Annotated in this window: 18 protein-coding genes and 4 tRNA genes; 1 reads left to right on the top strand and 21 read right to left on the bottom strand. The window is 68.0% G+C overall.

Annotation, left to right across the window (positions count from 1 at the left end; genetic code table 11):
- Positions 1–7: 7 nt before the first annotated feature.
- Both rpsG and rpsL read right to left on the bottom strand, forming a co-directional pair.
- The gene (rpsG, locus tag ACE3UN_RS06010; RefSeq protein ID WP_374674012.1) at positions 8–478 is read right to left on the bottom strand and encodes a 30S ribosomal protein S7; all 471 of its coding nucleotides are present in this window, start codon (positions 476–478) and stop codon (positions 8–10) included.
- Positions 479–664: 186 nt separating this feature from the next.
- Positions 665–1042: a 30S ribosomal protein S12 gene (rpsL, locus tag ACE3UN_RS06005; RefSeq protein ID WP_058088974.1), complete on the bottom strand. Its 378-nt coding sequence runs from the start codon at positions 1040–1042 to the stop codon at positions 665–667.
- Between the two features lie 220 nt (positions 1043–1262).
- On the opposite strand from rpsL, the gene ACE3UN_RS06000 reads away from it, so the two are divergent.
- Positions 1263–1688 carry a putative toxin-antitoxin system toxin component, PIN family gene (locus ACE3UN_RS06000; protein WP_374674011.1) on the top strand — a complete coding sequence of 142 codons (426 nt, stop codon included), beginning with the start codon at positions 1263–1265 and terminating at the stop codon, positions 1686–1688.
- A 77-nt stretch (positions 1689–1765) separates the two neighbouring features.
- Here ACE3UN_RS06000 and rpoC read toward each other — a convergent pair whose 3' ends face one another.
- The 19 genes from rpoC to trpE form a co-directional block, all read right to left on the bottom strand.
- Entirely contained in the window at positions 1766–5989 is a 4224-nt protein-coding gene (gene rpoC / locus ACE3UN_RS05995; protein WP_374674010.1) for a DNA-directed RNA polymerase subunit beta', read from the bottom strand.
- A 12-nt stretch (positions 5990–6001) separates the two neighbouring features.
- On the bottom strand, positions 6002–10123 hold the full coding sequence (gene rpoB / locus ACE3UN_RS05990) for a DNA-directed RNA polymerase subunit beta (protein WP_374674009.1): 4122 nt from the start codon (positions 10121–10123) through the stop codon (positions 6002–6004).
- 290 nt (positions 10124–10413) lie between these two features.
- On the bottom strand, positions 10414–10791 hold the full coding sequence (gene rplL / locus ACE3UN_RS05985; RefSeq protein WP_374674008.1) for a 50S ribosomal protein L7/L12: 378 nt from the start codon (positions 10789–10791) through the stop codon (positions 10414–10416).
- Positions 10792–10838: 47 nt separating this feature from the next.
- Entirely contained in the window at positions 10839–11363 is a 525-nt protein-coding gene (rplJ, locus tag ACE3UN_RS05980; RefSeq protein WP_374674007.1) for a 50S ribosomal protein L10, read from the bottom strand.
- Positions 11364–11686: 323 nt separating this feature from the next.
- Positions 11687–12397 (bottom strand): 50S ribosomal protein L1, encoded by a 711-nt coding sequence (rplA, locus tag ACE3UN_RS05975; protein WP_374674006.1) that lies wholly within the window; start codon positions 12395–12397, stop codon positions 11687–11689.
- Entirely contained in the window at positions 12398–12829 is a 432-nt protein-coding gene (gene rplK, locus ACE3UN_RS05970; RefSeq protein WP_374674005.1) for a 50S ribosomal protein L11, read from the bottom strand.
- A 116-nt stretch (positions 12830–12945) separates the two neighbouring features.
- Complete coding sequence (nusG, locus tag ACE3UN_RS05965) at positions 12946–13524, bottom strand: transcription termination/antitermination protein NusG (RefSeq protein WP_374674004.1); 579 nt, start codon at positions 13522–13524, stop codon at positions 12946–12948.
- A gap of 44 nt (positions 13525–13568) precedes the next feature.
- Positions 13569–13955: a preprotein translocase subunit SecE gene (secE, locus tag ACE3UN_RS05960; protein ID WP_374674003.1), complete on the bottom strand. Its 387-nt coding sequence runs from the start codon at positions 13953–13955 to the stop codon at positions 13569–13571.
- Between the two features lie 215 nt (positions 13956–14170).
- Positions 14171–14246, bottom strand: a tRNA-Trp gene (locus ACE3UN_RS05955).
- Between the two features lie 34 nt (positions 14247–14280).
- On the bottom strand, positions 14281–15471 hold the full coding sequence (gene tuf, locus ACE3UN_RS05950; RefSeq protein WP_374674002.1) for an elongation factor Tu: 1191 nt from the start codon (positions 15469–15471) through the stop codon (positions 14281–14283).
- Between the two features lie 55 nt (positions 15472–15526).
- Positions 15527–15601: transfer RNA gene (locus ACE3UN_RS05945), tRNA-Thr, on the bottom strand.
- Between the two features lie 99 nt (positions 15602–15700).
- Positions 15701–15774: transfer RNA gene (locus ACE3UN_RS05940), tRNA-Gly, on the bottom strand.
- A 53-nt stretch (positions 15775–15827) separates the two neighbouring features.
- A tRNA-Tyr gene (locus tag ACE3UN_RS05935) sits at positions 15828–15913 on the bottom strand.
- A gap of 86 nt (positions 15914–15999) precedes the next feature.
- Entirely contained in the window at positions 16000–16752 is a 753-nt protein-coding gene (locus ACE3UN_RS05930) for a uracil-DNA glycosylase (RefSeq protein WP_374674001.1), read from the bottom strand.
- The gene (trpC, locus tag ACE3UN_RS05925) at positions 16752–17540 is read right to left on the bottom strand and encodes an indole-3-glycerol phosphate synthase TrpC (RefSeq protein WP_374674146.1); all 789 of its coding nucleotides are present in this window, start codon (positions 17538–17540) and stop codon (positions 16752–16754) included. The genes ACE3UN_RS05930 and trpC overlap by 1 nt, the downstream gene beginning before the upstream one ends.
- Before the next feature lie 13 nt (positions 17541–17553).
- Positions 17554–18591, bottom strand: a complete 1038-nt coding sequence (gene trpD, locus ACE3UN_RS05920; protein ID WP_374674000.1) for an anthranilate phosphoribosyltransferase — start codon at positions 18589–18591, stop codon at positions 17554–17556.
- A 28-nt stretch (positions 18592–18619) separates the two neighbouring features.
- On the bottom strand, positions 18620–19681 hold the full coding sequence (ltaE, locus tag ACE3UN_RS05915) for a low-specificity L-threonine aldolase (protein ID WP_374673999.1): 1062 nt from the start codon (positions 19679–19681) through the stop codon (positions 18620–18622).
- Positions 19678–20277, bottom strand: a complete 600-nt coding sequence (locus ACE3UN_RS05910; protein ID WP_374673998.1) for an aminodeoxychorismate/anthranilate synthase component II — start codon at positions 20275–20277, stop codon at positions 19678–19680. Before ACE3UN_RS05910 ends, ltaE begins: the two co-directional genes overlap by 4 nt.
- Before the next feature lie 18 nt (positions 20278–20295).
- Positions 20296–21783, bottom strand: a complete 1488-nt coding sequence (trpE, locus tag ACE3UN_RS05905) for an anthranilate synthase component I (RefSeq protein WP_374673997.1) — start codon at positions 21781–21783, stop codon at positions 20296–20298.
- Positions 21784–21909 lie beyond the last annotated feature (126 nt).

Genomic DNA, 21909 nt, shown 5'->3' with positions numbered 1-21909 from the left:
GGGGGGCTTAGAAGCGGAAGTGCGAGAAGGCCTTGTTGGCCTCGGCCATGCGGTGCACTTCGTCGCGCTTCTTCATCGCGCCGCCGCGGCCTTCCGAGGCCTCCAGCAGTTCGTTGGCCAGGCGGGCGGCCATCGACTTCTCACCGCGCTTGCGGGCCGAGTCCTTCAGCCAGCGCATGGCCAGGGCCATCCGGCGCACGGGGCGAACTTCCACGGGAACTTGGTAGTTCGCACCGCCGACGCGGCGGGACTTGACCTCGACCATCGGCTTGACGTTGTTCAGCGCGGTCATGAAGACCTCGAGGGGGTCCTTGTTGGCCTTCTTCTCGACCTGCTCGAGCGCACCGTAGATGATGCGCTCGGCGACGGCCTTCTTGCCCGACTCCATGACAACGTTCATGAACTTGGACAGGTCAACGGAACCGAACTTCGGATCCGGCAGGATCTCGCGCTTGGGGACTTCGCGACGACGTGGCATCTCACTCTTCCTTCATCTTCAGTTGGCACAGGCCGGGGCCCGCACCGCGAAAGACCACTGTGGCCAACCTGGCGGGGGTCTTTCACTTACTCGGCTGGAGCACCCGCTCCGAGCCGCCTTTTCGCCACCCCGAGCCTCGCAGCCCGGCATGACGACCTTGTTTCAGCACACCGGCAACGCCGGTGATCAGGCCTTCTTGGGGCGCTTGGCGCCGTACTTGGAACGCGACTGCTTGCGGTCCTTGACGCCTTGCAGGTCCAGCGAGCCGCGCACGATGTGGTAGCGCACGCCCGGCAGATCCTTCACACGGCCGCCGCGCACGAGCACCACCGAGTGCTCCTGCAGGTTGTGGCCTTCACCGCCGATGTAGGAGATGACCTCGAAGCCGTTGGTCAGGCGCACCTTGGCGACCTTCCGCAGCGCCGAGTTCGGCTTCTTCGGGGTGGTGGTGTAGACGCGGGTGCAGACACCGCGGCGCTGCGGGCAGTTCTGCATCGCAGGCGACTTGCTCTTGGTGACCTCGACCTGACGGCCGTGGCGCACGAGCTGGTTGATGGTGGGCATGGGTAACTTGTTCCCGTTTGAAGTTACGTGGGTTCGTTCTTTCCGGACGCGCCATGCCAGCAAGGCCGCGGCAGCCCGTAGGCGCGCAGCAAGGCACGGCAAAATCTGCCGAAAAGCCCTCGATTATAGTGGAGCCCGACCGAGCCCGCAACCGGGACACCCGAGGGGCCGCGACGCGCCCCTTCAGTTAATTTGTGTGAGCAACCACTTCCATTCTGACATGCCGCCGCGGGTGGTGCTGGACACCCAGGTGGTGCTCGACTGGCGGTATTTCGGCGACCGCGCCTTGGCGGACTGGTCGCTGCCCGGGGCCTCCTGGCACTGGGTTGCCACCGCCGCGATGCGGGAGGAGCTCGCGCATGTGCTGCGGCGCGGCTTCGATGCACGATGGACAACGCCCGCGGACGACGTGCTGCACTTCTTCGACGCCCACAGCTCGCCGTGCGCCACCGCGGCGCTTGCCCCGGACATGGCCCGCCGGCTGGCCTGCCGCGACCCGGACGACCAGAAGTTCATCGACCTGGCCGTGGCGCTGGCCCCGAGCTGCCTCGTCAGCCGCGACCGCGCCGTGCTGGCCCTCTCGCGCCGTGCGGCGGCGCTGGACGTGAGGATCCTGCCGCCCTCGCGCTGGGCGCCGCCCGCCTGAGCCGACGCGCCGCAGAAGAAAAAAGGGCCGGCCCCGCGTGAGCGGGCCGGCCCTCCGGGCACGAGGCCGCGCGCGCGTCAGGCGGCGTCGCCCTCGTCCGGTTGCGCCGCGTCCAGCTGCGCGAGCTGGGCGGACGCCAGTTCCTCGGCCTCCTGCATGGCGATGGCGCGACGCTCGGACTCGTCCATCTCCTCCTTCACCTTGCGGGCCTGGTGGAAGGCCATGCCGGTGCCGGCAGGGATCAGGCGGCCGACGATCACGTTCTCCTTCAGGCCGCGCAGCTCGTCACGCTTGCCCATGATCGCCGCTTCGGTCAGCACGCGGGTGGTCTCCTGGAAGGAGGCCGCGGAGATGAACGAGTCGGTCGACAGCGAGGCCTTCGTGATGCCCAGCAGCACGTCCGCGTAGGTGGCGGTGAGCTTGCCCTCGGAGCGCAGGCGGTCGTTCGTGTTCGAGAGCTCGGAGCGCTCCACCTGCTCGCCGGCGATGTAGTTCGAATCGCCCGGGTTGACGATCTGCACGCGCCGCAGCATCTGGCGAACGATCACCTCGATGTGCTTGTCGTTGATCTTCACGCCCTGGAGGCGGTAGACGTCCTGCACCTCGTCGACGATGTAGCGCGCCAGCTCCTCGACGCCCAGCAGGCGCAGGATGTCCTGCGGATCCGCCGCGCCGTCGACGATCAGCTCGCCACGGTTGACCACCTGGCCTTCGTGCACCAGGATGTTCTTCTCCTTGGGCACCAGCTCCTCGAACACCTTGCCGTCCGGGTCGGTGATCTGCAGGCGCACCTTGCCCTTGGTCTCCTTGCCGAAGGACACCGTGCCGGTGATCTCGGCCAGCGTGCCCTTGTCCTTGGGGCTGCGGGCTTCGAACAGCTCGGCCACGCGCGGCAGACCGCCCGTGATGTCGCGGGTCTTCTGGCCTTCCACCGGGATGCGCGCCAGCACCTCGCCCGGAGCGACGTCCTGGCCATCGCGCACCTGGATCAGCGCGCCAACCTGGAAGCCGATGGTCACCGAGTGGTCGGTGCCGGGGATCTTCACCTCCTGGCCGGCCGCGTCCAGCAGCTTCACCTGCGGACGAACCACCTTGGCCGCACCGCGGCGCTTCGGGTCGATCACCACCAGCGTGGACAGGCCGGTGACCTCGTCCACCTGCTTGGCGACGGTGACGCCTTCCTCGACGTTCTCGAACTTCGCCTTGCCGGCGAACTCGGTGATGATCGGGCGGGTCAGCGGGTCCCAGTTGGCCAGCACCGTGCCAGCCTTGATCTGCTGGTCGGCCTTGATGTTCAGCGTGGCGCCGTACGGCACCTTGTGGCGCTCGCGCTCGCGGCCATGCTGGTCACTGATGACGATCTCGCCGGAACGCGAAATCACCACCAGCTCGCCCTTGCCGTTGGTCACGTAGCGCATCGTGGGGTTGAAGCCGATGAAGCCATCGGACTTCGCGTCCACGCTGGACGCCACCGCCGCACGCGACGCCGCACCACCGATGTGGAACGTGCGCATGGTCAGCTGCGTGCCCGGCTCGCCGATCGACTGCGCGGCGATCACGCCCACCGCTTCACCCACGTTCACGCGGCCACCGCGGCCGAGGTCACGGCCGTAGCAGCTGGCGCACAGGCCGAAGCGGGTCTCGCAGGTCAGCGGCGTGCGCACCTTCACCTCGTCGACGCCGGCGGCCTCGATCACGTCGAGCAGGTCCTCGTCGAGGATGGTGCCGGCCGGGATCACGGTCTGCTGGGTCTCGGGGTGCAGCACCTCGACCGCGGCGACGCGGCCCAGGATGCGGTCGCGCAGCGACTCGATGACTTCACCGCCTTCGACCAGCGCGCGCATGGCGAAGCCATGCTCCGTGCCGCAGTCTTCCTCGGTGACCACCAGGTCCTGCGTCACGTCCACCAGACGGCGCGTCAGGTAGCCCGAGTTCGCAGTCTTCAGCGCCGTGTCCGCCAGGCCCTTGCGGGCGCCGTGGGTGGAGATGAAGTACTGCAGAACGTTCAGGCCTTCGCGGAAGTTCGCGGTGATGGGCGTCTCGATGATCGAGCCATCGGGCTTGGCCATCAGGCCCCGCATGCCGGCCAGCTGGCGGATCTGCGCGGCCGAGCCGCGCGCGCCGGAGTCGGCCATCATGTAGATGGAGTTGAAGGACTCCTGGTCGACTTCCTTGCCGTGGCGGTCGATGACCTTCTGCTTGGACAGCTGGCTCATCATGACCTTGCCGACTTCGTCGCCGGTCTTGCCCCAGATGTCCACGACCTTGTTGTAGCGCTCGCCGGCGGTCACCAGGCCCGAGACGTACTGCTGCTCGATCTCCTTGACTTCCTTCTCGGCGCGCTCGATGAGGTCGTGCTTCTGCTGCGGCACGAGCATGTCGTCGATGGCGATCGAGATGCCGGCGCGCGTGGCCAGGCGGAAGCCCGACTGCAGCAGCTTGTCGGCGAAGACCACCGTCTCCTTCAGGCCGCACTTGCGGAAAGCCGTGTTGATGAGACGGGAGATCTCCTTCTTCTTCAGCGCCTTGTTGATGTTGCTGAAGGGCAGGCCCTTGGGCAGGATCTCCGACAGCAGCGCGCGGCCGACCGTCGTCTCCACCAGCTTGGTGCTGGGCTGCACGTCGCCATTGGCGTCCTTGAGCCACTCGGTCAGGCGCACCGACACCTTGGCGGTGATCTCCACCACGCCGTTGTCCAGCGCACGCTGCAGCTCGCCCAGGTCGGCGAAGACCATGCCCTCGCCGCGGCCGTTGGTGCGCTCACGGGTGGCGTAGTACAGGCCCAGCACCACGTCCTGGGACGGCACGATCGACGGCTCGCCCGAGGCGGGGAAGAGCACGTTGTTCGAGGCCAGCATCAGGGCGCGGGCTTCCATCTGCGCTTCGATGGACAGCGGCACGTGCACGGCCATCTGGTCGCCGTCGAAGTCGGCGTTGAAGGCCGCGCAGACCAGCGGGTGCAGCTGGATCGCCTTGCCTTCGATCAGCACCGGCTCGAACGCCTGGATGCCCAGGCGGTGCAGCGTCGGGGCGCGGTTCAGCAGGACGGGGTGCTCCTTGATCACCTCTTCCAGGATGTCCCACACCACCGGCGTGCCGGATTCGACTTCCTTCTTCGCCGCCTTGATGGTGGTGGCGATGCCCATCGCCTCCAGGCGCGAGAAGATGAACGGCTTGAACAGCTCGAGCGCCATCAGCTTGGGCAGGCCGCACTGGTGCAGCTTGAGCGTCGGGCCCACGGTGATGACCGAGCGGCCGGAGTAGTCGACGCGCTTGCCCAGCAGGTTCTGGCGGAAGCGGCCGCTCTTGCCCTTGATCATGTCGGCCAGGGACTTCAGCGCGCGCTTGTTCGCGCCCGTCATGGCCTTGCCGCGGCGGCCGTTGTCCAGCAGCGAGTCCACCGCCTCCTGCAGCATGCGCTTCTCGTTGCGCACGATGATCTCGGGCGCCTTCAGCTCGAGCAGGCGCGCCAGCCGGTTGTTCCGGTTGATGACGCGGCGGTACAGGTCGTTCAGGTCGGACGTGGCGAAGCGGCCGCCGTCCAGCGGCACCAGCGGACGCAGGTCCGGCGGCAGCACCGGCAGCACGTCCAGCACCATCCAGTGCGGCTTGATGCCCGACTTCTTGAAGGCCTCCATCACCTTCAGGCGCTTGGAGTTCTTCTTGACCTTGAGCTCCGAGCCGGTCATGTCGCCGCGCAGCTTCTCGATCTCGACGTCGAGGTCCATCTCCTCGAGCAGCTTCTTGATGCCCTCGGCGCCCATCAGGGCGATGAACTCGTCACCGAACTCGACGCGCTTGGCCTCGTAGTCGTCCTCGGTCATGATCGAGAACTTCTTCAGGGGCGTCATGCCCGGGTCCACGACCACGTAGGCTTCGAAGTACAGCACGCGCTCGATGTCGCGCAGCGTCATGTCGAGCACCAGGCCCAGACGCGACGGCAGCGACTTCAGGAACCAGATGTGCGCGCACGGCGCCGCCAGGTCGATGTGACCCATGCGCTCGCGGCGCACCTTGGTCTGCGTGACCTCGACGCCGCACTTCTCGCAGATCACGCCGCGGTGCTTCAGGCGCTTGTACTTGCCGCACAGGCACTCGTAGTCCTTGATCGGCCCGAAGATCTTGGCGCAGAACAGGCCGTCCCGCTCCGGCTTGAAGGTGCGGTAGTTGATGGTCTCGGGCTTCTTCACCTCGCCGAACGACCAGGAGCGGATCTTCTCGGGCGAGGCCAGCCCGATGCGGATCGCGTCGAAGTGTTCGTCAGGGGTGAACTGCTTGAAAAGGTCGAGTAGTCCCTTCATGCCTTTTCTCCTTTAGTTGCGCTCAAGCTCGATGTCGATACCGAGCGAACGGATTTCCTTCACCAGCACGTTGAACGACTCCGGCATGCCGGCGTCGATGGCGTGCTCGCCCTTGACGATGTTCTCGTAGACCTTGGTGCGGCCGTTCACGTCGTCGGACTTGACGGTCAGCATCTCCTGCAGCACGTAGGACGCGCCGTAGGCTTCCAGGGCCCAGACTTCCATCTCGCCGAAGCGCTGGCCGCCGAACTGCGCCTTGCCGCCCAGCGGCTGCTGGGTGACGAGCGAGTACGGGCCGGTCGAGCGGGCGTGCATCTTGTCGTCCACCAGGTGGTGCAGCTTCAGCACGTGCATGTAGCCCACGGTCACCGGGCGCTCGAACTGCTCGCCGGTGCGGCCGTCGAACAGCGACGCCTGCGTGCGGGTGGCCGTCAGGCCCTTGCGCGCGGCGATGTCGTCCGGGTAGGCCAGCTTCAGCATGCCGCGGATCTCTTCTTCCTTGGCACCGTCGAACACCGGGGTGGCGAAGGGCACGCCCTTGGTGAGCTCACGCGCCATCTCGACCACTTCACGGTCGGACAGGTCGTCCAGGCGCTCGGTCTTGCCGCCCGACTGGTTGTAGAGCTCGTCCATGAACTTGCGCAGGTCGGCCACGGCGGCCTCGCGCTGCAGCATGTCGCCGATGCGCTGGCCGATGCCCTTGCCCGCCCAGCCCAGGTGCACTTCCAGCACCTGGCCCACGTTCATGCGCGACGGCACGCCCAGGGGGTTGAGCACGATGTCGCACGGCGTGCCGTCGGCCATGTAGGGCATGTCCTCGATTGGCACGATCTTGGACACCACGCCCTTGTTGCCGTGGCGGCCGGCCATCTTGTCGCCAGGCTGCAGGCGGCGCTTGACGGCCAGGTACACCTTGACCATCTTCAGCACGCCGGCCGGCAGCTCGTCGCCCTGCGTCAGCTTCTTGCGCTTCTCCTCGAAGGCGAGGTCGAAGCCATGGCGCGTCTGCTCGAGCGAGTTCTTGATCGACTCCAGCTGGTTGGCCACCTCGTCCTCGGCCGGACGCACGTCGAACCAGTGGTACTTGTCGATGCCCGCCAGGTACTCCTTGGTGATCGCCGTGCCCTTGGCCAGCTTCTGCGGGCCGCCATTGGCCACGCGGCCGGCGAGCAGCTTCTCGATCCGGTCGAAGGCGTCGGCCTCGACGATGCGCAGCTGGTCGTTCAGGTCCAGGCGGAAGCGCTTCAGCTCGTCATCGATGATCTGCTGGGCGCGCTTGTCGCGCTGGATGCCTTCACGGGTGAAGACCTGCACGTCGATCACGGTGCCGGAGGTGCCCTGGTCCACGCGCAGCGAGGTGTCCTTCACGTCGGACGCCTTCTCGCCGAAGATCGCGCGCAGCAGCTTCTCTTCCGGCGTCAGCGTGGTCTCGCCCTTGGGCGTGACCTTGCCCACCAGCACGTCGCCGGGGTTCACCTCGGCGCCGATGTAGACGATGCCCGACTCGTCCAGGCGAGCCAGCTGCTGCTCGGACAGGTTGGGGATGTCGCGGGTGATTTCCTCGGCGCCCAGCTTGGTGTCGCGCGCGTTGACCACCAGCTCCTCGATATGGATCGAGGTGTAGCGGTCTTCGGCGACGACACGTTCGCTGATGAGGATCGAGTCCTCGAAGTTGTAGCCGTTCCAGGGCATGAACGCGACCAGCATGTTCTGGCCGAGCGCGAGCTCGCCCAGGTCGGTGGAGGCGCCGTCGGCCACCACGTCGCCCGATGCCACCTTGTCACCGCGGCGCACGATGGCGCGCTGGTGGATGTTGGTGTTCTGGTTCGAGCGCTGGTACTTGATCAGGTTGTAGATGTCGACGCCTACTTCGCCGGCGACCGTCTCGTCGTCATTGACGCGGATCACCACGCGGTTCGTGTCGACGTAGTCGACCACGCCGCCACGTCGGGCGGTCACCACGGTGCCGGAGTCGACCGCGGCGACGCGCTCGACCCCGGTGCCCACCAGCGCCTTCTCGGGACGCAGGGTCGGCACGGCCTGGCGCTGCATGTTCGCGCCCATCAGCGCGCGGTTCGCATCGTCGTGCTCCAGGAACGGCACCAGCGAGGCCGCGACCGACACGATCTGCGTCGGGGCCACGTCCATGTACTGGATTCGCTCGGGGGAGGTCAGCACCGATTCGCCGTTCTCACGCGCGGAGACCAGCTCGTCGGTGAGCTTGCCCTGGGCGTCCAGCGTGGCGTTGGCCTGGGCGATGACGTACTTGCCCTCCTCGATGGCCGACAGGTAGTCGATCTGGTCGGTGACCTCCCCATCCACCACCCGGCGGTACGGCGTCTCCAGGAAGCCGTACTCGTTGAGCTGGGCGTACAGGGCCAGCGAGTTGATCAGGCCGATGTTCGGGCCTTCCGGCGTCTCGATCGGGCACACGCGGCCGTAGTGCGTCGGGTGCACGTCGCGCACCTCGAAGCCGGCGCGCTCGCGGGTCAGACCGCCCGGGCCCAGGGCCGAGACACGACGCTTGTGCGTAATCTCGGACAGCGGGTTGGTCTGGTCCATGAACTGCGAGAGCTGGCTCGCCCCGAAGAACTCCTTCAGTGCCGCGGAGATCGGCTTGGAGTTGATCAGGTCGTGCGGCATCAGGGCCTCAGTCTCGGCCTGGCCCAGGCGCTCCTTGACGGCCTTCTCGATGCGCGCGAGGCCAGAGCGGTACTGGTTCTCGGCCAGCTCGCCCACGCAGCGCACGCGGCGGTTGCCCAGGTGGTCGATGTCGTCCACCTCGCCGCGGCCGTTGCGCAGCTCGACGAGGATCTTGACCACGTCAAGGATGTCCTCGTTGGTCAGGGTCATCGGGCCGTCCGGCGCGTCGCGGCCGACACGGGCGTTGAACTTCATCCGGCCCACGCGCGACAGGTCGTAGGTGTCCGGGTTGTAGAACAGGCGGCCGAACAGGGCCTCCACGGCGTCCTCGGTCGGCGGCTCGCCGGGGCGCATCATGCGGTAGATGGCCACGCGGGCCGCGAGCTGGTCGGCCGTCTCGTCCAGGCTCAGCGTCTGGCTGATGTAGGCGCCCTGGTCCAGCTCGTTCGTGAACAGGCAGGGCAGGTCCTTGATGCCGGCGGCGCGCAGCTTCTTCAGCAGCGACTCGGTCACCTCGTCGTTGGCCTTGGCGATGATCTCGCCGGTGTCCGGGTCGACCATGTTGCGCGCGATGATGCGGCCGACGAGGAAGTCCTCGGGCACCGAGATGAAGCTCGTGCCGGCCTGCTCCAGCTGGCGCACGTGGCGCGCGGTGATGCGCTTGTCCTTCTCGACGACGACGTTGCCCGACTTGTCGGTGATGTCGAAGCGGGCCACTTCACCCTTCAGGCGCTCGGGCACGAACTCCAGCTGGGCACCCGTGTCCATCAGGCGGAAGGTGTCGTTGCTGAAGAAGTGCGCCAGGATGGCTTCCGGGTTCAGGCCGATGGCCTTCAGCAGGATGGTCACCGGCATCTTGCGGCGACGGTCCACGCGGAAGTACAGGATGTCCTTCGGGTCGAACTCGAAGTCCAGCCAGGAGCCGCGGTAGGGAATGATGCGCGCCGAGAACAGCAGCTTGCCCGACGAGTGGGTCTTGCCCTTGTCGTGCTCGAAGAACACGCCGGGCGAGCGGTGCAGCTGGCTGACGATGACGCGCTCGGTGCCGTTGACGATGAACGAGCCGTAGTCGGTCATCAGGGGCACCTCGCCCATGTAGACCTCCTGCTCCTTGATCTCCTTGACGACCTTCGCGGGGTGCGACTCACGGTCGTAGATGATCATCTGCAGCTTCGCGCGCACCGCGGCGGCGAAGGTGAGGCCGCGCTGCTGGCACTCGCGCACGTCGAACGTGGGCTTGGCGATGTTGTATTCGATGAACTTCATCTCCACGAACCCGTTGTGCGAGACGATCGGGAACGCGGACAGGAAGGCGGCTTGCAGGCCCTCGGGCTTGCGCTGCTGCGGTGGGGTGTCCTTCTGCAGGAATGCGACGTAGGACTCCCGCTGCATCGTCAGCAGGTAGGGAACGTTGAGTACGCTCTCGCGCTTGCCGAAGCTCTTGCGGATACGCTTGCGCTCGGTGTAGCTGTAGGGGGTTGCTTGCGCCATGAAGGACTCCGTGGTGAGGGTGCGCGCCGGCCGTGCACGCACCTCCTCGGGGCGACTGGCTACTCGAACAAGGGCGTTCGAGGCTTGGTGGTTGGCCACTACCAACCGCTGGCGGACAACCCCGGCGTTGCACCGGAGCCCGACCAAACCGGTTCTTCTGCAGTCGGATCAGAGAACACTTGCAAGAACCGGCGTCGACCCTTGCAAGTGGTCTCCGACGACGGGCCGAAGGCCCGTCACCGGAAAGGGCTCGAAGCGCATCGCGCTTCGAGTCCCGCTCTCCGTCTCGCTTACTTCATTTCCGCCTTGGCGCCGGCTTCCACCAGCTTCTTCACGGCGGCTTCGGCGTCGGCCTTGGCCACGGCTTCCTTCACGTTCTTGGGAGCGCCGTCGACCATGTCCTTGGCTTCCTTCAGGCCCAGGCCCGTCAGCTCGCGCACGGCCTTGATCACGCCGACCTTGTTGGCGCCGGCTTCGAGCAGCACGACGTTGAATTCGGTCTTCTCTTCAGCGGCCGGGGCAGCGGCACCGCCGCCGCCGGCGGCGGGGGCAGCCATGGAAGCGGCGGACACGCCGAACTTCTCTTCGATCGCCTTGACCAGGTCGTTCAGTTCCATCACGGACATGCTGTCCAGGGCGGTCAGGAAGGCGTCTTTGTCGAAAGCCATTTGGATTACCTCGATGTCAATGGTTCAGTGTGTGGTGCGAAGCGGCTTCAGGCAGCGGCTTCGGCGGGGGCGGCCGCTTCGGCGCCGCCACCCTTCTTCTCGGCCAGGGCGGCCAGGACGGCAGCGGTGCGCTGGACCGGGGACTTGAGCAGTCCGGCCAGCTGCGACAGCAGCACTTCCTTGCTGGGGATCGCGGCCAGGGCCTTCACGCCATCGGCGTTCAGCGCCTTGCCGGCATAGGCCCCACCCTTGATGACCAGCTTGTCATTGCCCTTGGAAAAATCGGCAATGACCTTGGCCGCGGCCACGGCGTCTTCGGAAAAGCCGTAGATCAGCGGGCCGACCATGCTCTCCGCCGCGACCTCGAATGGGGTGCCGGTGACGGCGCGACGGGCCAGGGTGTTCTTCAGCACGTGAAGGTACACACCCTTGGACCGCGCGTCGACGCGCAGCTTGTTCAAGGCTTCGACGGTGAGGCCACGGTACTCGGCGATCGCCAGCGTCTGGGACTTGGCAGCCTGCGCTGCCACGTCCTCGATCACGGCCGCCTTCTCGTTGCGGTTGAGACTCAAGGTCTACTCCTCACTTCTGACGTGCCAGGCACCTTGCGGCGACCCGGCACAACGGGTTGCAGCGACCTTGCCGCTTCGGAAAAGGGGGCTCGCTGTGCCACACACAATGAACCTCGCGTTCCTCACGGCGGGGACGCCATCTGCGCTGGGTGGCACCCGGAGGCACCGATTAAGGCACCGACGCTCCACAGGGGAACGCCGGCGCCGCCAGCGGTCTTGGATGGCCCGCCATCCGATCCCCGGGGGGAGCGGGCGGCGGCCCACCAATTCAAGGGGTCGGTCGGCGCATCAAGACCGCTGCGCCGGACCCCGTGTACATGCCGTCAGGCGTTGGCCGGAGCCAGCGTGACGGACGAGATGTCGACGCGCGCACCCACGCCCATGGTGGACGACACCGCCACCTTGCGCAGGTACACACCCTTGGACGACGCCGGCTTGGCCTTGTTCAGGGCCTCCAGCAGCGCGGCCAGGTTGCCGATGAGCTTGTCGTCCTCGAACGAACGACGGCCGATCGTGCCGTGGATGATGCCGGCCTTGTCGACGCGGAACTGCACCTGGCCGGCCTTGGCGTTCTTGACCGCGGTGGCCACGTCCGGCGTGACGGTGCCGACCTTGGGGTTCGGCATCAGGCCACGCGGGCCCAGGATCTGGCCCAGGGTACCGACGACGCGCATCGTGTCCGGCGAGGCGATGACCACGTCGAAGTTGATGTTGCCGGCCTTGATCTGCTCGGCCAGGTCTTCCATGCCGACCAGGTCGGCCCCGGCGGCCTTGGCTTCCTCGGCCTTGGCGCCCTGGGCGAAGACGGCCACGCGCTTGGTCTTGCCGGTGCCGTTGGGCATCACGACGGCGCCACGCACCACCTGGTCCGACTTCTTGGCATCGATGCCCAGCTGCACGGCCACGTCGATGGATTCATCGAACTTGGCGGTGGCGCAGCTCTTGACCAGCGACAGGGCGTCGTTGATGGAGTACAGCTTCAGGCTGTCGACCTTGCCCTGCTGGGCCTTGGCTTTCTTGGTGAGCTTGGCCATTTACACGCCCTCCACGATCACGCCCATCGAGCGGGCGGAACCGGCAATGATCTTCACCGCGCCATCGAGGTCAGCGGCGTTCAGGTCCTTCATCTTCGCCTTGGCGATGTCTTCCAGCTGGGCGCGCGTGATCTTGCCCACCTTGTTCAGATGCGCCTTGTCGGAGCCCTTGCCGAGGCCGATGGCCTTCTTGATCAGCACGGTCGCCGGGGGCGACTTCATGATGAACGTGAAGGACTTGTCCGCGTAGGCGGTGATCACCACGGGCAGCATCAGACCGGGCTCCATGCCCTGGGTCTGGGCGTTGAACGCCTTGCAGAACTCCATGATGTTCAGGCCGCGCTGACCCAGCGCCGGACCGATGGGGGGAGAGGGGTTGGCCTTGCCGGCCGGCACTTGCAGCTTGATGTAGCCGACGATCTTCTTTGCCATGATGGCTCCTCGAGTTCCAACGCCTCGGCGGCCAGGGCCGCCTCAGCTCCTCGTCAAACGACCCGTGGATTGCAGGCCGCAGGCGCCGGGTCGGGCACGCCTGCAGCGAAAGGGATTCAGACCTTCTCGACCTGCGAGAAATCGAGCTCCACCGGCGTGGCGCGACCGAAGATGGTGACCGACACGCGCACCTTGGACTTCTCGTAGTTGACTTCCTCGACCGCGCCGTTGAAGTCGGTGAACGGGCCTTCCTTGACACGCACCAGCTCGCCCACCTCCCACTCGACCTTGGGCCGGGGCTTCTCGACGCCTTCCTGCATCTGGTTGACGATCTTCATCACCTCGGCTTCCGAGATGGGCGCCGGCCGGTTTCGCGCGCCGCCGACGAAACCAGTCACCTTGCTGGTGTGCTTGACGAGGTGCCAGGTCTCGTCGTCCATGAGCATCTCCACGAGCACGTAGCCGGGGAAGAAGCGGCGCTCGGTGACGGACTTCTTGCCGTTCTTGAGCTCGACCACCTCTTCGGTGGGCACCAGGATGCGGCCGAACTTGGCCTGCATGCCGGCGCGGTCGATGCGCTCGCGCAGGTTGCGCTCGACGGCCTTCTCCATGCCCGAGTAGGCGTGCACGACGTACCAGCGCAGGCCGCTGGGGGCTGCGCCGGCTTGGGCTTCGGTGGGGGCGTGTTCGCTCATGCTCGTGGGAACCTTCGCTGGTCTGGGGGCGGGCGGCAGCGTCTTCAGCGCTTCCAGCCCAGGATCAGGTCGTACAGGACCCACTCGAGGGTCTTGTCGGTGATCCAGAGGAACAGGGCCATGACGACGACGAAGGCAAAAACGTACAGCGTCATCTGGGTGGCCTCCTTGCGGGTGGGCCAGACGACCTTCTTGACCTCGCGCACCGACTCGCGCCCGTAGGCGATGAGCTGGCGCCCGCTTTCGGAGGTGAAGAACACACCCACGGACGCGGCGACCCCCACCAGCAGCGCGATCACGCGCAGCCACAGCGGCTGCTCGGCCAGCAGGTAGAAGGCCACCACCGCGCCGAGCAGCAGCAGCGCCGCAGCCGCCAGCTTGGCCTTGTCGGCGCCGGTGGTCACGGTTTGCACTTGTGGGGAGGTGGACATCGTTTTCACTTCAGAGGGATCCGTTCGCGGCGCTTCGGTTCACTGCAGGCACCGCTCGCAACAGGCGGGCCCTATCAGCAGCAAAGCCCGCGGCGAACATGTCGCTGCGGGCTGCGCCTGGGAGGGCCTGTCCGGACCGGGCCGCCGCCCGTAGGCGGCGGGTGTCCGGAGAATCAAACCCGGGAACCGACCTCGTCAGGCCAGCATGCCGGGTTTGGCAGGGGCAGAGGGAATCGAACCCCCAACCTTCGGTTTTGGAGACCGACGCTCTGCCAATTGAGCTATACCCCTGCGGTCCTTTCCTGCGTTCGCTGTGGTGGGCGAGTTAGGCGATGATCTTGGCCACGACGCCGGCGCCGACGGTGCGGCCGCCTTCACGGATGGCGAAGCGCAGGCCTTCTTCCATGGCGATCGGGGCGATCAGCTTGACGGTGATCGACACGTTGTCGCCCGGCATCACCATTTCCTTGTCCTGCGGCAGCTCGACAGCGCCGGTGACGTCGGTGGTGCGGAAGTAGAACTGCGGACGGTAGTTGTTGAAGAACGGCGTGTGGCGGCCGCCCTCTTCCTTGCTCAGCACGTACACCTCGGCGGTGAAGTGCGTGTGCGGCTTGATGGAGCCCGGCTTGCACAGCACCTGGCCGCGCTCGACTTCCTCGCGCTTGGTGCCGCGCAGCAGGATGCCGACGTTGTCGCCCGCCTGGCCCTGGTCCAGCAGCTTGCGGAACATCTCCACGCCCGTGCAGGTGGTCTTCTGCGTGGCCTTGATGCCCACGATCTCGATTTCCTCGCCGACCTTGATCACGCCGCGCTCGACGCGGCCGGTCACCACGGTGCCGCGGCCCGAGATCGAGAACACGTCTTCCACGGGCATCAGGAACGTGCCGTCCACCGCGCGCTCGGGCGTGGGGATGTAGCTGTCCAGCGCGTCAGCCAGCTTCATGATGGCCTGCTCGCCCAGCTCGCCCGTGTCGCCTTCCATGGCCAGCTTGGCCGAGCCCTTGACGATCGGGGTGTCGTCGCCGGGGAAGTCGTACTTGCTCAGCAGCTCGCGCACTTCCATCTCGACGAGCTCCAGCAGCTCGGCGTCGTCCACCATGTCGCACTTGTTCAGGAACACGATGATGTAGGGCACGCCCACCTGGCGGGCCAGCAGGATGTGCTCGCGCGTCTGGGGCATCGGGCCGTCAGCGGCCGAGCACACCAGGATCGCGCCGTCCATCTGCGCCGCACCCGTGATCATGTTCTTCACGTAATCGGCGTGGCCCGGGCAGTCCACGTGCGCGTAGTGGCGGTTGGCCGTCTCGTACTCGACGTGCGCGGTGTTGATCGTGATGCCGCGCGCCTTCTCTTCCGGCGCCGCGTCGATCTGGTCGTAGGCCTTGGCCTCGCCACCGAACTTCTTGGCCAGAATCGTCGTGATCGCCGCCGTCAGCGTCGTCTTGCCATGGTCCACGTGACCGATCGTGCCCACGTTGACGTGCGGCTTGGTCCGCTCAAACTTGCCCTTTGCCATCTTGCGCTCCTAGGCCTTGTCGGTTCAGAAAAACTGCCTACGCAGTTGAGAGGGGTGGTGCCCATGGCGCGGATCGAACGCGCGACCTCTCCCTTACCAAGGGAGTGCTCTACCACTGAGCCACATGGGCATCGACACAGGACTGGACGCCAGCCGGGCCTTGACCCGAGGGGCTGTTCACCCAAGCCTGTGGCGACAACGCCACACCACTGACTTAGCCTTGCTTCACTGGAGCGGGAGACGGGAATCGAACCCGCGTCATTAGCTTGGAAGGCTAAGGTTCTGCCATTGAACTACTCCCGCTCGGACTCGACATCCGGGACTCGTTCTCGTGCTGAAGTCGAATTCGGTCGCTGTGGTGGAGGAGGCTGGATTCGAACCAGCGTAGGCGTAAGCCAACAGATTTACAGTCTGCCCCCTTTAACCACTCGGGCACCCCTCCGCAGCGAGCCTGAGACTATAGCACGGTTTTTTGGCTGTGCGCGAGGTTCTGCACGGCCGTGCCCCCTGTCACGTGCGTCAGGCGCGTCAGGGGGCGTGTGGCCCCTGCGCACTGTCGCCGAGCGCCAGCCCCTCCTCGCGGAGGACGCCGAAATGGCCACAGCCAAGAAAGGGCTGGGGCGGCCGCCGTGCCGACAGCGGCGAGGGGTGGTTGGCCGTCAGCAACCGGTGGCGCCCGGGTGCGGTGCGTTCCACCAGCGGCCCCTTGCCCTGGGCGTGTGCGCCCCAGAGCAGGAAGACGACGCGGCGCGGCCGGGCCGCCACGGCGGCGATCAGCGCGTCGGTGAGCTCCTCCCAGCCCTGGCCGGCGTGGCTGGCCGGCTGGCCGTCCTCGACGGTAAGGCAGGTGTTGAGCAGCAGCACCCCGCGGCGCGCCCAGTCGCCGAGGTGGCCATGGGACGGCCGGGGCAGCCGCAGGTCGCGTTCGAGCTCGGCGAAGATGTTGCGCAGGCTGGGGGGCGGCTTGACGCCCTCGGGCACCGAGAACGCCAGACCCTCCGCCTGGCCGGCGCCGTGGTACGGGTCTTGGCCGAGGATGACCGCGCGCACCTCCGACAGCGGCGCCAGCGCCAGCGCCCGCAGGGGATCCGCCGGGTAGATGGTGGCCCCGGCGGCCTGGCGCGCCGCGATGAAGTCCAGCAGCCTCCGCCCGGCGGGGCTGTCGCGCCAGGCCTGGGTGACCGGCTGCCAGTCGGTCGGCACCCGGTCCAGCAGCACCGGCAGGGGCTCGCGCAGCCGGTTGTCGGGCGGCGGTGCCGCCGGTCGGTGCGCGGAGGCCATCAGCCGAACAGCGCCCGCAGCGCGGCCCCGGGGTCGTCTGCCCGCATGAAGGCCTCGCCCACCAGGAAGGCGTGCACCCCTGCGTGGCGCATGCGGCGCACGTCCGCCGCGCTCAGGATGCCCGATTCGGTCACCAGCAGGCGATCGGCCGGCACCTGGCCCAGCAGGCCGAGCGTCGTCTGCAGGGTGACCTCGAAGCTGCGCAGGTCGCGGTTGTTGATGCCCACCAGCGGCGTCTTCAGGCGCAGGGCGCGCTCGAGCTCCGCGGCGTCGTGCACCTCCACCAGGACATCCAGCCCGTACGCGAACGCCGCAGCCTCGAGGTCGGCCATCTGCGCGTCGTCCAGGCAGGCGGCGATGAGCAGGATGCAGTCTGCCCCCATCGCGCCGGCGTCGGCGACCTGGTAGTCGTCGACCATGAAGTCCTTGCGCAGCACCGGCAGGGCGCACGCCGCGCGGGCCTGGCGCAGGTACTGCGCCGAACCCTGGAAGAACCGTTCGTCGGTGAGCACGCTCAGGCAGGCGGCCCCATGGCGCGCATAGCTGACAGCGATGTCGGCGGGCTTGAAATCCTCGCGCAGCACGCCCTTGCTGGGGCTGGCCTTCTTGACCTCCGCGATGACGGCCGGCCGCGCCGCCGCCACGGCCTCGCGCAGCGCGCGGCCGAAGCCGCGCTGGTCGCGCCGCGCCTCGGCGGCCGCCCGCAGGGCGGACAGCGGGCGCGCCGCGCGGTCGCGGGCCACCTCCTCGTGCTTGACCTCGACGATGCGGCGCAGGATGTCGGGAATGGCGCTCATCGCGTCAGGCCGCAGGGCGGTAGCGGTTGGTGGCCTGCACGAACTGGCTCAGCTTGGCCAGGGCCACCCCGGAGGCGACCGCCTCCCGGGCGCGCTTGACCCCGTCGGCGATGGAGCCCACCACGTTGGCGCAGTACAGCGCCGCGCCGGCGTTGAGCAGCACGATGTCGCGCACCGGCCCGTCCTCGTTGGCCAGGGCGCGCTGGATGCACTGCACCGACTCCTCCTTGCTGGCCACTCGCAGCACCCGCGAGTCGTAGACCGGCAGGCCGAAGTCGCTCGGGTGCACCACGTACTCGCGCACCTCGCCGTCCTTCAGCTCGCCCACCAGCGTCTCCCCGGACAGGGAGATCTCGTCCATCCCGTTCATGCCGTACACGACCATGACGTGCTCGGAGCCGAGTCGCTGCAGCACGCGCACCTGGATGCCGACCAGGTCCGGGTGGAACACCCCCATGAGCTGGTTCGGGGCCCCGGCCGGGTTGGTCAGCGGACCCAGGATGTTGAACAGCGTGCGCACGCCCAGCTCCTTGCGCACCGGCGCGGCGTGCTTCATGGATGCATGGTGGTTGGGCGCGAACATGAAGGCGATGCCGCAGGCCTGGAGGCACTCGGCCACCTGCTCGGGCGTAAGCTGGATGTACGCCCCCAGCGCCTCCAGCACATCCGCGCTGCCCGTGCTGGACGACACGCTGCGGCCGCCGTGCTTGGCGATGCGTGCGCCGCCAGCGGCCGCCACCACCATGGCGGCGGTGGAGATGTTGAAGGTGTGGGCGCCATCGCCGCCGGTGCCGCACAGGTCCACCAGGTGGGTGCGGTCATCCACCGGCACCGGCGTGGCGAACTCCCGCATCACCTGCGCGGCGGCGGCGATCTCGCCGATGGTCTCCTTCTTCACCCGCAGGCCGATGGCCAGCGCCGCGATCATCACGGGCGACATCTCGCCGCTCATGATGCGGCGCATCAGGGCCAGCATCTCGTCGTGGAAGATCTCGCGGTGCTCGATGACGCGCACCAGCGCGTCGGTGTTGCTGATCGTCATGGGTGGGGCTCGGTGGCGGGCGGGAAGGTCAGGCCGTGAGGAACTCGCGCACGGCGGCGATGGCGACGTCGATGCCCTCGGCATCCACGTCCAGGTGGGTGACGAACCGAAGGCCGATGAGGCCGGTGGCCAGCACGCCGCGCGAGGCCAGGTGGGCCAGCAGCTCCGCACCGCGGCCGTCCTCCACCTCGGCGAAGACGATGTTGGTCTGCGGCGGCGTCACGCGCAGCCCGGGCAGCCCCGTGAGGCCCGCGGCCAGGCGCCGGGCCAGGGCATGGTCGTCGGCCAGGCGGTCCACGTGGTGGGTGAGTGCGTGGTCCGCAGCGGCGGCCAGCAGGCCCACCTGGCGCATGCCGCCGCCGGCCATCTTGCGCACGCGGCGCGCGCGGGCGATGAGCTCGCGGCTGCCGCACAGGGCCGAGCCGACGGGCGCCCCCAGGCCCTTGCTGAAGCACACCGAGACGCTGTCGAAGTGCCGGGTGAGCTCACGCGCCGGCACGCCGGAGGCGACCGCGGCATTGAACAGCCGGGCGCCATCCAGGTGCGTGGCCAGGCCGCGCGAGCGGGCCAGCCCGGTGGCCTGCGCCACGTACGCCGCCGGCAACACGTGGCCGTTCCAGGTGTTCTCCAGGCACAGCAGCCGGGTGCGGGCGAAGTGCGGGTCGTCGGGCTTGATGGCTGCGGCGATGTCCGCCAGGGCGAGCGTGCCGTCGGGCTGGGTGGGCAGGGGCTGCGGCTGCAGGCTGCCGAAGACCGCACCGCCGCCGCCTTCATAGCGGTAGCAATGGGCCATCTGGCCCACCAGGTACTCGTCGCCGCGGCCGCAGTGCGCCAGCAGCGCGCACAGGTTGCTCTGCGTGCCGCTGGGCATGAACAGCGCAGCCTCGAAGCCCAGCAGGCCGGCGATGCGCTCCTGCAACGCGTTCACCGTGGGGTCGTCGCCGAAGACGTCGTCGCCGAGTGGTGCCGCGAGCATGGCCTCGCGCATGGCGGGCGTGGGCCGGGTGACGGTGTCGCTGCGCAGGTCGATGGTCCGCGCGGCCCCTGGCCCGCCCGGCGCCGCCGTCGTGCCGTAGGCGACGGCGGTCATGCGGGCACCTGCGTCAGGCCGAGGGTGAGGAAGTTGCGCAACATGGCGTGGCCGTGCTCCGAGAGGATGGATTCGGGGTGGAACTGCACGCCCTCCAGCGGCGTGGCGGTGCCGGCGAGCGCACGATGGCGCACGCCCATGATCTCGCCGTCGTCGGTGGTGGCGCTGACCTCGAGCTCGGGCGGCAGCGTCTCCCGCTCGATGGCCAGCGAGTGGTAGCGCACCACGTCGAACGCGCGTGGGAGCTCGCGGAACACGCCCCGGCCGTCGGTGGTGATGCGGCTGACCTTGCCGTGCATCTGCACCTGGGCCCGCACGATGCGGCCGCCCAGCGCCGCGCCGATGCTCTGGTGGCCGAGGCACACGCCCAGGATGGGCAGCCGCCCGAGGAAGGCCTGGATGGCTGGCACGCACACGCCGGCCTCGGCCGGCGAGCACGGGCCCGGCGACAGCACCAGGTGGTCCGGCCGCAGCGCCCCGATCCCCTCCACGGTGATCTCGTCATTGCGCACCACCTTCACGTCCTGCCCCAGCTCGGCGAAGTACTGCACCAGGTTGAAGGTGAAGGAATCGTAGTTGTCGATCATCAGCAGCATGGTCGTCTCCTGCGTCCCTCAAAAACCTTCTTCCACCAGCTCGGCGGCGCGGATGACCGCGCGCGCCTTGGCCTCGGTCTCCTGCCACTCGGCCTCGGGCACGGAATCGGCCACGACGCCGGCGCCGGCCTGCACGTACAGCGTCTGGTCCTTGACCACGCCGGTGCGGATGGCGATGGCCACGTCCATGTCGCCCGCAAAGCTGAGGTAGCCGCAGGCGCCGCCGTAGATGCCGCGCTGGGTGGGCTCCAGCTCGTCGATGATCTCCATCGCACGGATCTTGGGCGCGCCGCTGAGCGTGCCCGCCGGGAAGGAGGCCTTGAGCACGTCCAGGCTGCTCAAGCCCGGGCGCAGCACGCCCTCGACGTTGCTCACGATGTGCATCACGTGCGAGTAGCGCTCGATGCCGAAGGCCTCGGTGACCTTCACCGAGCCGGTCTGGGCGATGCGGCCGATGTCGTTGCGGGCCAGGTCGATGAGCATGAGGTGCTCGGCCCGCTCCTTGGGATCGGCCAGCAGTTCCTGCTCATGTCGGGCATCCGCCTCCGGCGTGGCCCCGCGGGGCCGGGTGCCCGCGATGGGCCGGATGGTGACCACCTCGTCGGAACGTCCCGCGGCCGTGCGCGTCTCCTGGCGCACCAGGATCTCGGGCGAGGCGCCGACGATCTGGAAGTCCCCCATGTCGTAGTAGTACATGTAGGGGCTGGGGTTGAGCGAGCGCAGCGCGCGGTACAGGCTCAGGGGGCTCTCGGTGAAGCGCTTCTTCAGGCGCTGGCCCAGCACCACCTGCATGCAGTCGCCGGCGGCGATGTAGGCCTTGGCGCGCCGCACCGCCGCCTCGAAGGCGGCCTTGTCGAACTCGCGCTCGACGGCGTGGCTCTGGCCACGCCGCACCTGCGGCGCGGTCACGCTGTAGCGCAGCTTGTCGGTCAGCTCGGCCAGGCGCTTCTTGCCGTGGAAGTAGGCCTCGGGGCGCGCCGGGTCGGCCCAGACGATGAGGTACAGCCGGCCCGAGAGGTTGTCGATGACGGCCAGTTCCTCCGTCTGCAGCAGCAGGATGTCGGGGGTGCCGATGCCGCCGGGCTTGCTGACGCCGGCCAGGCGCGGCTCGATGCTGCGCACGCTGTCGTAGCCGAAGTAGCCGGCCAGGCCGCCGCAGAAGCGCGGCAGGCCCGGCCGCAGGGCCGGCCGGAAGCGCTGCTGGTAGGCCGCGATGAAGTCCAGCGGGTTCGCCTCGTGGGTCTCCACCACCTCGCCGGCGGTGACCACCTCGCAGTGGTGGCCCGTGGCACGGATGAGCGTGCGCGCCGGCAGCCCGATGAACGAGTAGCGGCCGAAACGCTCGCCGCCGACCACGGATTCGAGCAGGAAGCCGTGGCGCGCACCGCCGACGAGCTTGAGGTACAGGGACAGCGGCGTCTCGAGGTCGGCGAAGGCCTCGGCGATGAGCGGGATGCGGTTGTAGCCGTCCGCGGCCAGGCTCTGGAATTCGAGTTCAGTGATCACGACAAGCGGTCCTCCGGGTGCCGGGCCGGCGCGCCGGCAGGCGCGGCGCGGAAGGCGGCAGGGTATCGGTGGGGGGCACGGCCGGATGGGCCGGCCGCCGGGGGTACCGGGCAGCGGACGGGCGCG

It is taken from the genome of Ideonella sp. (genome assembly GCF_041918995.1).
In the GTDB taxonomy this organism is placed as follows: Bacteria; Pseudomonadota; Gammaproteobacteria; order Burkholderiales; family Burkholderiaceae_C; genus Ideonella.
This window is presented reverse-complemented; position numbering and strand designations above follow the sequence as displayed.